Raw genomic sequence first — 12,202 nt, 5'->3', positions numbered from 1 at the left:
ACAAGGTGCTCGCCCTGTCGAGCCGCTTCGGTGTGGCGATGCGTCGGCGTCAGTTCGTCCGGTTTCTGGCCTTTTTCGCCCTGCTCGCAGGCAGTGGGCCCATGTCTGCCATCGCAGCGGGCTATCCAGAGAAGCCCATCTCGATCGTCGTTCCCTTCTCAGCCGGAAGCGCAACCGACAAGCTGGCGCGGCTGATCGGCGAAGGCCTCTCCAGGCGACTGGGACAGGCTGTCATCGTTGAGAACAAGGCTGGTGCCAGCGGGTTCCTCGGTAGCACCCAGGTCGCGCGCGCTGCTGCCGATGGATACACGCTTCTGGTGACCGCCAACACAACGCAGGCGGGCAATCCGGCGCTGTTTCGCAAGCTGCCCTACGACCCCGTCAAGGACTTTGTACCGCTCTCAAAACTGGGAACGACCCCCTTGGCAATGGTTATACACCCTTCCATCCCGGCGGACACGGTGGAACAGTTCATCGACCATGCGCGTCGCCATCCGGGCAAGGTCTTCTTCGGCAGTGGCAGTACCTCCGCGCGAGTGGCGGGTGAGATGCTCAAGACTGCCGCCGGCATCGACATCGCGAACGTGCAGTACAAGGGCAACCCCGAGGCCGTTACGGATCTGGCGGGCGGACACATCCAATTCATGATCGCCGATGCGGTCACCACCTTGCCACTGGCCCAGGCAGGCAAGGTCAAGGCTCTGGCCGTGTCCACCCGCCGGCCGACCGATCTCGCGCCGGGCCTGCCCACGATCGAGCAATCCGGCAGGCTACCCGGGTTCGAGATCGTTGGATGGTTTGCAGCGTATGCCCCATCCGGCACCCCTGCCAACGTCACTGCAAAGCTCACCGCAAGCATTCATGCGGTACTCGCTGAGTCATCAGTGCGCGCGAAATTGCTGGCGGCCGGCATTGAGGCGGAAACCAGCACGCCGGACGAACTGGCGACATTCCAAGCCGCCGAGACCGCCAAGTGGAAAGCACTCGTTACGCGGGCCGGCATTCCGCTTCAGTAGCCCCATGCTTCGCCCGTCATGCCTGGGCGTGGCGAGACAGCTCCCGAACCTGGAGCGACACAAGAACAGGAATTAAGCATGAATGCAGTGGATTCTCCAACCGCCCCGGTTTCCTTTCGAATCGACGATGGCGTTGCAACCATTTCGATTGATCGGCCGGACCAGCGCAACGCGCTGTCCATCGCCGTCTGCGAGCGGCTGCTCGATCTATGGGAAGAAGTCGAAACGAACCAAGCCATACGAGTGGCCATCATTACCTCGTCCGACTGCGGAACCTTCTCAGCAGGCATGGACCTCAAGGAGGCCGCACGCATCCGCGCAGAGACAGGCAAGGACATGCTGGAAATGTTGCGCGACCCATTTCACGAACGCATGAGGAAAGTCTCCAAACCCATCATCGCCGCGATGACGGGCCATTTCACTGCAGGAGGCATGGTGCTCGCAGCGAACAGCGACATCAGGGTCGGCATGCAGGGCACGCGCGGCGGCATCTCCGAAGCCAAGGTCGGTCGCGGATCGCCTTGGGGCGTGCCGATGCTCTGGATGTTGCCGCAACCGTTTCTGCTCGAACTGATGCTCACCGGCGATCTGCATCCGATCGAGCGCTTCCACCAGCTTGGCTTCGTCAATTACATCGAGCCCGATCCTGACGGGGTGCGAGGTCGCGCGCGTCAGGTCGCCCGCACCATCGCCGACAACGCTCCGTTGACGGTCTGGGCCGCCAAGAAGAGCGTTGGCGCCGCCATGGACCTCGGCTGCGAACAAGGACTGGAAGCGGCGAAGCGCTTCCACGAGCGTGTCTACGCCAGCGCAGACGCCGTCGAAGGGCCGCGAGCCTTCGCCGAGAAGCGCGCTCCCCGTTGGATCGGCGCATGAGCGGCACCGACCCCTCCTTCGTTCGGGAAAGCCACGACGGTGGTGTGCTCACGCTGACACTCTCGCATCCCGACACCCTCAACCGTCTTACCACCGAGGATCAGTTTCTCGAGCTTGCAGCCGCCATTCGCAGAGCCAACGCAGACCCGACAGCGCGTGCGCTGGTGATCACCGGCGCGGGCCGGGCGTTCTGCGCCGGGGGTGACATCCGAAAGATGGCAGCCCGGGAGGGCTTCTCAGCCGGCACCGTGGCGGAGATCCAGCAGCGCTATCGGCAGTCCGTGCATCAGGTGCCGCTGGCACTCTCGGAGATCGAGATTCCGACGATCGCTGCGGTCAACGGCGCGGCCTATGGCGCCGGATGCGATCTGGCGTGCTTCTGCGACATCAGGATCGCTGCGCGAAGTGCAAGCTTCGCTGTGAGCTTTGCTCAGCTGGGCATCATCTCGGGGACGGCGGCGCCTGGATGCTGCCTCGCCTGGTGGGGCGATCGAAGGCGATGGAGCTGGCCTTCACCGCCGATCCCATCGATGCCGAGACGGCACAACGCATCCAGTTGGTTTCTGCCGTCGCAGACGACGACCGGCTGCAACACGAAGCCATGGCTCTGGCGAAGCGGATTGCACGCCACCCACCCAATGCCATGCGCATGCACAAGCGACTGCTCCGGGAATCCGAGCAACTGAGCCTGCAAAATCATCTGGATCTCGTCGCCGCATTTCAAGCCATCGCACACATGGCGCCGGAACATCTGGGCGCCGTTGGAACGGCCGTAGCGGCGCTGGAGCGCCGTGCATCCCGTCGCACCTAGGCCGAAACCTGGGCAGACTTTCTAGGGATGCCGCTTCCTTTTTGGGCCCTCAGGCGGCCATGGCGACGACCCAAATGCATCATCTATTTGTCTCACTTGCGAGAAATTCACGCTGAGTGATAGGTGTTTTCCACGATCTTTTTCATCAACATATTGACACAATAGGCCTGACCCAGCACATTTGGCGCACTTGACAAACGTGTCCACAGTGACACGACATTGAAGGAGACGCCATGCCACTGCTGCCCGACATGACCTTGCGCACTCGCCGAGCGTTGCTCAAGTCGCTGGCCGGAGGGGCCTCTACCCTGGCGATGCCGCCGCTGCTGGCTCAAGTTCAAACGCAACAGCCGTTGCGCATCGGCCAGTCGATCGCCTTGACCGGCCCGCTGGCGGATGTGGGACAGGCGATGCATGAAGGTGGAAAGATCTGCTTTGCCGCGTTCAACGCGCGTGGCGGCATAAACGGACAACAAATCGAACTGGTCGTCCGCGACGACGCATACGACGTTCCCCGTGCTGTGTCGAACGTCGAAGGCTTCATTGCCGACACAAGCATCTTTGGCCTGTTCAGCTGCATGGGCACCCCATGGTTGCAGCGACCCTACCCCAGGTCAAACAGTCCGGCATTCCGTACTTCACGCCTCTCACCGGTGCCAAGCTGGCCAGGCCGGCCGACATGCGCAATGTCTTCAATGTGCGTGCGAGCTACCCGCAAGAAGCCGAGGAACTGGTCAAGCATCTCGTCACCGTCGGCCTGCGCAAGATCGCGGTAGTGCACCAGAACAACGCCTTCGGCAAAGAGGTGTTCAACGGCGCGAACCAGGCGTTGACAGAGCGCACGTTGTCGAGCGTCGCGGTGACCACGGTCGAGAACGATGCGTCAGACGTCAACACCGCAATCGCGAAGATCGCCGATGCCTCTCCCGCGGCCGTGATCATCGGACTGGCGGGCAAGCCCGCCCTGGAGTTCATCCAGGGCATGCGCAGAGCACGCCGTGGCCTGCAGCTCTACACCACATCAGTCATGGGGGCGGCATCCACTATCAGCGCCCTCGGCAACGATGCCGTGGGGCTCACGCTCACCCAGGTCGTGCCCTTGCCTGCCAGCACCCTGTTGCCCCTCGCTCGCGACTTTCAGCAAGACTGGAAGGCCTCGGGGACGCGACTGGAGCCATCGCACATTGCCTTCGAGGGCTACATCAATGCGCGGGTGCTCATTGAGGCCCTTCGCCGCACCGGCCGCCCCGTGAGTCGCAGCGCCTTCATGGATGCGGCATGGGGACTGCGCAACATGGACCTCGGCGGTTTCCGCATCAATGCCCGCGGACCCGGAACGAGCGCCAGCGGCTTTGTCGAGCTGACGAATATCTCCCGCGATGGTCGCTTCATCCGCTAAGCGCGTTCGCCCAAGCCCCTCACGCGAAGACCGGCTGCAGCCGGCGCAAGGACTTTCAAGGAGACCTCCCGATGCTCGTCGTTTCGCCCACGAACAACCGCTCTGTGGCCCGACGCGTCACACTCCTGGCCCTGGGCCTGGTGGCGTTCGTCCTGGTCTTCGTAGGTCTGGCTCTGGCCTTTCTCACTCAGCGCAGCACGCGCGCGCAGCTTGTGGACAGCATCAGCACCACCACGCTAAGCGTGGCGCAGTCCATCGACGCGGCCGACAATGCTAACCGCGAGTTGGCACAGCGGACCATGAAGGGCTTCCAGCGCTACTTCGAGGCCACCATGCAGCTCGACGAGGCCACTGGCGAGTTGCGCAGCTTCGGCGCACTGTTGAATCAAGACTACAGCGCCGTGGACAAGTTCGCCAAAGAAACCGGCGGCATCGCTACGATCTTCGCCAAGAAGGGCGACGACTTCGTGAGCGTCACCACCTCCATCAAGGACGAACGAGGCCAGCGCGCGCTGGACGCGTCGCTCTCGCGCACCGACCCCGCCGCCCGCGCCGCTGCCGATCAGGGGAAGCCCTTCACCTCCCTCACGACTGTGCGCGACAAGCCCTATATGGGGCACTATCTGCCGATCAAGGATGCCACCGGAAAGGTGGTGGCCCTGCTGCACATCGGCAACGACATCAGCATCTTCCACACCATGCTGCAGAACCAGGTGGAGCACACGCGCTTCTTCGAGAACGGGGGGCATACGTTATCGACCCCACGCTTCACTGCAGCAGGCGACCTTCATCTATCACCCGACGGCGCGCGGGAAAAAGGTGCTGGAAGCCTATCCCCAAGCCCGGGAATTCTTCACCGCCCTCGAAGCGTCCCCCGACGGCTTCGTGCGCAGCGCCGCCCCGGTACTCAAACCCGATTCGGACGATCCCTGGGCACTTGTGCGAAAGACCAACAGCGGCTGGTGGGTGGTGGCCGAGGTGCCGGACGGCGAAGCCATGGCCGGGCAGCGCCGCGTGGCGCTTGCTGTCTGGTGCCTGATGGCGCTGGCTGTGGCGGCGCTGGGCGCGGGCCTCTTCGTGATGCTGCGCCGCGGCGTGAGCCGGCCGCTTACCGAGCTGACTCAGGCCATTACCCTAGTGGCACAGGGCGACCTGACGCAGAGTTTCCGTACCACGCGGAGCGACGAGATCGGTGCGTTGGTGCAGGAGGTCGAGGGCATGCGCCAGCGCTACCTGCAGATGCTGCAGCAGGTACGCACGGCCGTGGACAGCATCACCACCGCGAGTAGTGAGATCGCCGCCGGCAACCAGGATCTTTCGGTACGTACCGAGGCCACGGCCAGCAGCTTGGCGCAGACGGCGCAAAGCATGGAGCAGCTCACCGCCACAGTGCAGCAGTCGGCCCACTCGGCACGCCAGACCAACCAGCTCGCAGCATCTGCCGTCGAGGTAGCGGCGCGCGGCCGCCACATGGTAGGCGAGGTGGTCAATACCATGGACGAAATAAACCAAAGCTCGCGCAAGATCGCCGACATCATCGGCGTGATCGATGGAATCGCCTCCCAGACCCACATCCTCGCGCTGAACGCAGCAGTCGAGGCCGCGCGCGCCGGTGAACAGGGACGCGGTTTCGCCGTCGTGGCCGTGGAGGTGCGCAACCTAGCCGGCCGTTCGGCGGAGTCCGCCCGCGAGATCAAGCAGCTCGTTCACAACTCGGTAGAAAAAATCGACTCAGGTGCTCGCCTGGTGCGGGACGCGGGTAGCACCATGGACGAGATCATGGGCAGCGTCCAGCGTGTAGGCGCCATCATTGGCGAAATCACTGCGGCGGCGGCCGAGCAGTCCGATGGCATCGGCCAGGTGAACCAAGCTGTCGGCCAGCTTGACCAGATGACGCAGCAGAACGCCGCGCTGGTCGAGGAATCGGCCGCCGCCGCCCAAAGCCTCCGCGACCAAGCCGGGCGCCTGGCCGACGCTGTGCAGGTGTTCCGGCTGAATGACTCGCCCGAGCAGACAGAGGGGGAAAACTAGAGTCGTCGCCCGCAGCGCGGCCGACGCTGCAGTAAGGCTGACGATTTAGGCGTGTCTTTCAAGTTCTGACGATCGAGCGGCCAAGGACACGAAAGGCCGTGTTCGCCTAGTCTGCTGTCCCGCTGATACGTGATCGGCGCAGTTACCTACCAGAAGTGATCGCAACGGGGTCGATGACACGCGAGACGGCGATCAAAGGATGACCTCGACAAGAGCTTCTGCCTTGGCCTTCGACACCCTGAGGGATCAATCTTCCGGCTTGAGCGTATTTGCTTGGCCGAACGCCATGATGCAACCAATGCGCTCTACCACACCTCGGGCCAGGAGGCGTACAGGCCCGCACGGCGGGCCCAGGTCGCCAGGGCCAGAGCCTCACCCTGAAGCACCCGGAGGCCTCGAGGCTTCGGGTACAACCCCTCAGCGGCGGGACCGATCCAGCGCCTGGGAGATCAAGCCTGCTACGCCGAGAAGCTCGGGAGCCACAACATCGCGCAGCTTCTGCTCCAACCTGGCGGGACCCACCGCCATCACCGCGAGTGCAAAATCCGCTCTACCATCCTCCCGGATCGGCGTCGCAATCGAATAGGTTTGGCTGGTCACTGGGGACGCCAGAAAGCACCACCCCTTCTCTTCCAGTTCCTGCAAGGCAGCATAGACGCTAGACATCAGCTTGAATGATCCGTCGTCCTCTCTGTCCTTCAAGTTCTCCAGGAGCTTCGATCGCACGGCTGGTTCCTGCGCCCACAAATATGCCCGCCCAGACGCCGAGCTGACCATCGGTAGCAGTGCGCCACTGTCGAGGCCGAGGCGCATCTTCCCGGCTGGAACGCAATGCTCGACCACCAGCATGTGCAGCCGATCCCGCGTCGTCAAGCTCACATGCACGTCGAAGCGCTGCGACAACTCACGCATGTGCGGCAGCGCAACCGGAATGATGTCGAGCCCCCGTTTGACCGCCCGGCCAAGCGCCAAACAAGCCACATGAGGTTCAAGACTGCCTGCCGACCCGCTGGGCCGCAGGAAGTTGTGCACCGCCAAGGTGGCCGTCAGCTTGGCTGTCGTCGCGCGCGACAACCCGAGCTTCGCTGCGATCTCTGAGGGTTGGAGCGACCTGTGCCGCGTGTCAAACAAGCGCAGGATCTCCAACCCGCGTCGCAAGGAGTCGACCTCGGTGTACTCGTTATTCGCGCCATGCAAGCTCGCTGCAGCGGAGGGCAGCTTTCTCGTTCGAACCATCAGGACTCCTTCTGGGCAGAAGTCGCATTGATCTCGGCTTCAAGGCGAGCCTTGAGTCCAAGCAGGTCGGGGGCGACCGAACTCTCGATGCGCGTGACACTCAGCGTATTCGTCGGTGCCGCACATCCGATGGCATAGGAGTGCGGCTGCTGCGGCGTGTCGATGACGACGGCGACTCCGTTGGTGCCCTGCTCGAGAGAGCCCGCTGCGATGCAGTACTGGCGTTGCTTCATCTGGGTAATGGCAGCCTTGACATGCTCATGCAGCTCGGCGAGGCCAGGAGCTCCGGCCCTCGACAATCTGGCCAGGAACCGATCACGCTCGGCATCGCCCATGGAGCCGACCAGCGCGCGTCCGAGTGCCGACGGCCCCATCTGCAATCTTGAGCCTGCCCGCACGCGAAGGGTGAACAGCATGGAGCGGCTGTGAACCACCTCGTGGCACACCATCGTGTCGCCGTCCGGTGACGCCAGGACAACCGACACGTTGTGTTGGTCGGCGAACTCCTGCATCAAGGGACGGGCGACCACGATCAAGTCTCGGTTGGAAGCGGCCAAGAACCCCAGGGTAAGCACCGACGTCGCCAAGCCATAGGAGGCACGCTCGGCTGAGTACACCAGATATCCCGCCTCCGTCAGGTTTGCAGTCAGCCGAGAAACCGTTGGCTTGGGCAAGCCGGTCGAGATGGCCAACTCAGTGTTCGAGCGCCATCTGTTGTCCGGCTCGAATGCCTTGAGGATCGCGAGCCCACGAGCGAGCACGCGCACCTCACTCCCCGCCACCTGCTCACTCGTCGCCATCGTTCACCACCCACCATATCTAAAATGAAATTAGAAGGCAGTCTAGCAGGCTGGCGTCGGTTGCTTCTTTCAATTCTTTAGGTTTTTGCGAATCAGCCGATGACCTACAAAACGAAAATAGCTTACAGAGAGGCCTGGGTGCCGGGTGCAATGTCGACAATCAACTGCCCCTCCTTGACGCTGTCACCCACGGTGAACGCGATGGCCCGAACGGTGCCGGCCTGCCGTGCCACGATGCCGTGCTCCATCTTCATCGCCTCGACGACAGCCAGTAGATCTCCGGCCTGAACGTGCTGGCCTGGGAGGACCGGCAGTGCCGAGAGCGTGCCAGACATCGGCGCGACAGCAAGCCCCTTCGCTCCCTCGTCGTCGAAGGTGCGGCGCTGCGCCGATTCAGCCGTGAAGCGGTCGCCCTGAAGCTGCAGTTCCCATCGCCCTTCTCTCTCGACGGCCGCCCATCCGCTTTGCCCGGCTACGCCACGCCAGATGCCCGAGCGGTTTGAACGGCGTGGATGTCGTGGACCTCGCCTTCGACTGCCAAGTTGTAGCCAAGCGCCGAGCGCGCCAGCCACGCGCAGGAATACATCACACCGTCGGACCAGACATGCGTATGCCCGAGGGGCGCTGCAGGGGCCAAGCCACCGCGATCCAACGAGCCCACATCGCACCATGTACCCCGATGGCCGTCAAGGCCATCGCGGCTTGCCTCGACCACCGCCACGCAGGCTGCTGCCAAGGCTGGCTTCCCGCCTGCTGAGAACAGACTTGCATTCTCATCAAGGTAGCGTGTATGGACGGTCGCAGCGTGTACCCCAGGATTGGCCAGCACGCGCAGCAGATACCCGATGTTGCTTGTGAGACCGAGCAGCAGCGTGCCTTCGAGGGCTGAGCGCATACGCTGCAAGGCGGCGCTACGGTGGACTGCATGCGTCACCAACTTCGCCACCATCGGGTCGTAGTACGGCGGGACCACACCACCACTGGCGACCCCTGCCTCGACTCGCACGCCCTCAGGCCAGCAAACCACCTGGACTTGTCCCGGCGACGGCCGGAACTCACGTGCGGGATCCTCCGCATAGATGCGGCATTCCATGGCATGGCCTTCGCACCGGATGGCATCCTGTTGCAGCGGCAGGGGTTCGCCTGAAGCGACACGCAGTTGCCACTCCACCAAATCCACGCCCGTAATGGACTCCGTGACTGGATGCTCGACCTGCAGGCGAGTGTTCACCTCGAGGAAGTAGAAACTCTGATCCCTGCCGACGATGAACTCGAAGGTCCCGGCATTCAGGTATCCCAGACTGCGGGCACCTCGGACAGCCGAGTCGACCAGGCGTTGACGAAGGCTCTCAGGCAAGGATGGCGCCGGCGCTTCCTCCACCACTTTCTGGTGGCGCCGCTGCAACGAACACTCACGCTCAAACAGATGGACCACATTGCCCTGGCTGTCGCCGAAGACCTGCACTTCAATGTGCCGGGGCTGCTCGATGTAGCGCTCGACGATGAGTCGCCCATCACCGAAGCTGCTGCGAGCCACGCGGATCGCAGAGGCAACGGCTTCCCTCAGCCCATCGAACGTCTCCACGATCTGCATGCCCTTGCCGCCGCCGCCGGCGCTGGGCTTGAGCAAGGCCGGCAGGCCAACTGAGCGCACGATCGCCTCGACGGCCTCTGGGTCATCGCTCGCGTCACCGCCGCCGGGCACTACCGGGACGCCAGCCTCATGCATGAGCGCCTTCGCTCGCGCCTTGTCGCCCAAGGCCGCAATGGTTTCCGGGCGGGGGCCCACGAAGGTCAAGCCGGCCGCGGCCACTGCCTCAGCGAATTCGCTGTTCTCCGACAGGAAGCCATAGCCCGGGTGGACCGCATCGCACCCGAATTCGATCGCAGTTGCGATGATGCGTGCGCCATCCAGGTAACTCAGTGCGGCTGGCCCCTGCCCGATGCATATCGCATGCGCCGCCCCATGCAGGTGAGGCGACGAGGCGTCGGCCTCCGTGTAGACCACCACGTACTCGATACCGAGAGCGCGGCAGGTCCGGCCTACCCGACAGGCGATCTCGCCCCGGTTGGCAATCAATACTCGCTTGAACATGCTCACATCCTGAAAACGCCGAAACGGGTGTCCTGCCTGGGACTTCCTGCGGCCAGCGCGAGCCCCATCGTCAGCCAGGCGCGCGTGTCCGCTGGGTCCAGGACGGCGTCGACCCAAAGGCGGGAGGCGGCGTGGACCGCGCTGCTGCTCGCGGCATAGTGCTCGCGTATCGGCTGCTTGAATGCTTCCACCTCGTCGGCCGACAAGACTTGGCCCTGGCGCGCTAGTTGCTCCTGGCGGACCAGCGCCAGCACCATGGCCGCCTGCTCTCCACCCATCACCGAAGTGCGCGCGTTGGGCCACATGGCCATCAAGCGGGGACCGAAGGCCCTGCCGCACATCGCGTAGGCACCTGCGCCGTAGCTACCTCCAATGACCACACTGAACTTCGGCACGCGCGCGGTGGACACCGCATTCACCATCTTGGCCCCGTCCTTCGCGATGCCGCCCTGCTCGTAGGACACCCCCACCATGAAACCGCTGATGTTGTGTAGGAAGAGCAGCGGAATGCCGCTCTGGCTGCACAACTCGATGAAGTTCGCCGCTTTCTGGGCGCTTTCGCTGAAGAGCACGCCGTCGTTGATCAGTACGCCCACCGGATAGCCTCCGATCGCCCCCGTCCCGCAGATCAGGCTGGTGCCGTAGCGCTCCCGGTACAGCTGGATTTCGCTGCCGTCCATGACCCGCGCGAGGACCTCTCGCGCCGACAACGGCTGCTTCGGGTTCGCCGGGATCAATCCATAGAGTTCGCTCGGGTCATACAGAGGTGGCACCGGTGCCAGAGGTGGCGTTGCCATCGCTACCGGTCCCGGCCGCGCGACGATGTCCCGCACGGTGGCAAGGGCGTGCAGATCGTCATGCGCGTAGTGGTCCGCAACACCGGACAGGCGCGTGTGCACATCGGCCCCGCCCAGCGTTTGCGCGTCTACGACCTCGCCCGTTGCGGCTTGAACGAGCTGCGGCCCGCCCAGATAGATGGTCCCATTGCCTTTCACGATGACCGTCTCGTCGCACATTGCCGGAATGTAGGCGCCGCCCGCCGTGCACGCCCCCATGACTGCGGCTATTTGCTTGATGCCCAGGGAGGACATCTCGGCGATGTTGCGGAAGATTCGCCCGAAATGGTTCTCGTCAGGGAAGATCTCCTCCTGCAACGGCAGAAACGCACCTCCGGAATCGACCAGGTAGATGCAGGACAGCGCGTTCTCGCGCGCTACTGCTTGCGCCCGGATCTGCTTCTTGATCGTGAGGGGGTAGTAGGTACCGCCCTTCACCGTAGCATCGTTGGCCATGATCATGCAGGGCCGTCCCGCCACGATCCCGATGCCAGTGATGAGGCCCGCGCTCGGCGCGGCCCCGTCGTACATACCTTCGCCGACGAGTTGTCCGATCTCAAGAAAGGGGGTGCCTGGGTCGAGCAGTGCGTTGATCCGGTGCCGTGGCAGCATCTTCTCGCGGGAACGGTGTGCCTCGCGGGCCTTCAGCCCCCGCCGGCCAACGCGGTCTCGCGGACGCCCGCCACCTGCTCTCGCAGCGCGGCGTAGGCTGCCGCATTGGCGACGAACTCTTGATCCGTAGTGCGTAGCGTGGAACGCAAGATGGTCATGCGGCTCAATCCTGCAGCGGCAGGCGCAGCAGCGCATAACCCAGCGACTTGCCGGTCTGATCCAGGCGCAGCGTGCGCGTGGCCCCCCTCCCAGGGCGCCCTGCATGACGACAACCACAGCCTCGATGTTGTCCATCGGGTGGCAGGCCACATCGCCCTTCACCCATTCGCCGTACAGATCCTTGACCGCTTGCGGCGTGACGCTGGCGAGCAGCCGGGGTAGTCCTGCGGCGTCTTGGCGATCAGGCCAGCCGTGCACACGTCGCCCTTGTCGCCCGAGCGAACGTAGGCAATATCTCGAACCGTCAACTTCTTCATGTCGCGCCTCCTCA

At 63.7% G+C, this 12,202-nt stretch carries 8 protein-coding genes and 4 pseudogenes; 5 read left to right on the top strand and 7 right to left on the bottom strand.

Annotation, left to right across the window (positions count from 1 at the left end; translation table 11 throughout):
• Positions 1–5 precede the first annotated feature (5 nt).
• The 3 genes and pseudogenes from H9K75_RS22815 (at position 6) to H9K75_RS25695 (ending at position 2,703) form a co-directional block, all read left to right on the top strand.
• Positions 6–1,016 (top strand): Bug family tripartite tricarboxylate transporter substrate binding protein, encoded by a 1,011-nt coding sequence (locus tag H9K75_RS22815; protein WP_187724244.1) that lies wholly within the window; start codon positions 6–8, stop codon positions 1,014–1,016.
• Between the two features lie 18 nt (positions 1,017–1,034).
• The gene (locus tag H9K75_RS22810) at positions 1,035–1,892 is read left to right on the top strand and encodes an enoyl-CoA hydratase/isomerase family protein (RefSeq protein WP_226858404.1); all 858 of its coding nucleotides are present in this window, start codon (positions 1,035–1,037) and stop codon (positions 1,890–1,892) included.
• Positions 1,889–2,703 (top strand): annotated as a pseudogene (locus tag H9K75_RS25695) (enoyl-CoA hydratase-related protein). The gene H9K75_RS22810 and the pseudogene H9K75_RS25695 overlap by 4 nt, the downstream one beginning before the upstream one ends.
• 107 nt (positions 2,704–2,810) lie before the next feature.
• Here the strand turns inward: H9K75_RS25695 and H9K75_RS22800 are convergent.
• Positions 2,811–3,176, bottom strand: coding sequence for a hypothetical protein (locus H9K75_RS22800; RefSeq protein ID WP_187726184.1), 366 nt, complete (start codon positions 3,174–3,176; stop codon positions 2,811–2,813).
• Here H9K75_RS22800 and H9K75_RS22795 point away from each other — a divergent pair.
• Positions 3,114–4,102, top strand: a pseudogene (locus tag H9K75_RS22795) (ABC transporter substrate-binding protein). The gene H9K75_RS22800 and the pseudogene H9K75_RS22795 sit on opposite strands and share 63 nt — an antisense overlap.
• Before the next feature lie 71 nt (positions 4,103–4,173).
• A pseudogene (locus H9K75_RS25690) lies at positions 4,174–6,133 on the top strand (methyl-accepting chemotaxis protein).
• Positions 6,134–6,550: 417 nt separating this feature from the next.
• Here the strand turns inward: H9K75_RS25690 and H9K75_RS22780 are convergent.
• The 6 genes and pseudogenes from H9K75_RS22780 to H9K75_RS24430 all read right to left on the bottom strand — a co-directional run bounded on the left by H9K75_RS22780 (position 6,551) and on the right by H9K75_RS24430 (position 12,188).
• The gene (locus tag H9K75_RS22780) at positions 6,551–7,369 is read right to left on the bottom strand and encodes an IclR family transcriptional regulator (RefSeq protein ID WP_187724242.1); all 819 of its coding nucleotides are present in this window, start codon (positions 7,367–7,369) and stop codon (positions 6,551–6,553) included.
• Positions 7,369–8,169, bottom strand: a complete 801-nt coding sequence (locus tag H9K75_RS22775) for an IclR family transcriptional regulator (RefSeq protein ID WP_187724241.1) — start codon at positions 8,167–8,169, stop codon at positions 7,369–7,371. Before H9K75_RS22775 ends, H9K75_RS22780 begins: the two co-directional genes overlap by 1 nt.
• Before the next feature lie 122 nt (positions 8,170–8,291).
• Entirely contained in the window at positions 8,292–8,504 is a 213-nt protein-coding gene (locus tag H9K75_RS24435) for an acetyl-CoA carboxylase biotin carboxyl carrier protein subunit (RefSeq protein WP_226858403.1), read from the bottom strand.
• Between the two features lie 137 nt (positions 8,505–8,641).
• Positions 8,642–10,264, bottom strand: coding sequence for an acetyl-CoA carboxylase biotin carboxylase subunit (locus H9K75_RS22770; protein WP_226858402.1), 1,623 nt, complete (start codon positions 10,262–10,264; stop codon positions 8,642–8,644).
• Positions 10,265–10,266: 2 nt separating this feature from the next.
• A pseudogene (locus H9K75_RS22765) lies at positions 10,267–11,870 on the bottom strand (carboxyl transferase domain-containing protein).
• 159 nt (positions 11,871–12,029) lie between these two features.
• Positions 12,030–12,188: an AtuA-related protein gene (locus H9K75_RS24430; protein ID WP_226858401.1), complete on the bottom strand. Its 159-nt coding sequence runs from the start codon at positions 12,186–12,188 to the stop codon at positions 12,030–12,032.
• Positions 12,189–12,202 lie beyond the last annotated feature (14 nt).

It is taken from the genome of Diaphorobacter aerolatus, from assembly GCF_014489535.1.
Lineage (GTDB): Bacteria > Pseudomonadota > Gammaproteobacteria > Burkholderiales > Burkholderiaceae_C > Diaphorobacter_A > Diaphorobacter_A aerolatus.
The sequence above is the reverse complement of the archived record's forward strand: the minus strand, read 5'-3'. Positions and strand labels throughout refer to the sequence as shown.

Coding starts and splice junctions, on each gene's coding strand:
- H9K75_RS22775 (WP_187724241.1), bottom strand. CDS start 8,169: ATGGCGACGAGTGAGCAGGTGGCGGGGAGTGAGGTGCGCGTGCTCGCT.
- H9K75_RS24435 (WP_226858403.1), bottom strand. CDS start 8,504: ATGTCTGGCACGCTCTCGGCACTGCCGGTCCTCCCAGGCCAGCACGTT.
- H9K75_RS24430 (WP_226858401.1), bottom strand. CDS start 12,188: ATGAAGAAGTTGACGGTTCGAGATATTGCCTACGTTCGCTCGGGCGAC.
- H9K75_RS22780 (WP_187724242.1), bottom strand. CDS start 7,369: ATGGTTCGAACGAGAAAGCTGCCCTCCGCTGCAGCGAGCTTGCATGGC.
- H9K75_RS22810 (WP_226858404.1), top strand. CDS start 1,035: ATGCCTGGGCGTGGCGAGACAGCTCCCGAACCTGGAGCGACACAAGAA.
- H9K75_RS22770 (WP_226858402.1), bottom strand. CDS start 10,264: ATGTTCAAGCGAGTATTGATTGCCAACCGGGGCGAGATCGCCTGTCGG.